Below are 500 nucleotides of genomic sequence, written 5' to 3'. Positions count from 1 at the left end.
TTCATTTCAATGATACTAGTAGGATCTACTCAAGCAGCACAAATACTCGGGATTTCCGGTTCTTATATGAGAAAACTTTTATTAACTCAGAGAGTTTGCGGCGCTTTTAAAATAGGCAGAAACTGGGCAATCCCGTTAACCGACGGAATTCCCCAAGTCAAGGAAGGAACTCGCGGCCCAAAACCACGATGGAAACCTGCGCGCAAAGCGGCGATTACCTGCATTCACGTCAATCAACACAAGATTCGGCAAAATAACAAGCGAGAGGAAAAAGAACCCGTAATTAGCGTCAAACACGGCAGCAGCAATCGGTATGGGTTTGAAGCGGAAATCGCCGGACCTAGCCGGGTAGTGTATCGACCCGATAAGCCGCTATCTTGCGGGGCGAAAGTTTGGATCGAGACGCTTTCCTCCGTGGAGTTGCTGAGCGGTTAAGCCACATCCGACTGAAATAGGTTGGAAAAATAACTCGGGACGAGCAGCTTCTTGGCAGGCAATGG

The 500-nt window shown here is 48.6% G+C and carries 1 protein-coding gene; it reads left to right on the top strand.

Annotation, left to right across the window (positions count from 1 at the left end):
* Nucleotides 1-435 (top strand): DNA-binding protein (locus LKK83_RS00850; protein ID WP_324628832.1); only part of this gene is annotated, 435 nt, incomplete at its 5' end.
* Between the last annotated feature and the right edge of the window lie 65 nt (nucleotides 436-500).

The organism is Phormidium sp. CCY1219 (genome assembly GCF_035615515.1).
Classification (GTDB): Bacteria; Cyanobacteriota; Cyanobacteriia; order Cyanobacteriales; family Laspinemataceae; genus CCY1219.
This window is presented reverse-complemented; position numbering and strand designations above follow the sequence as displayed.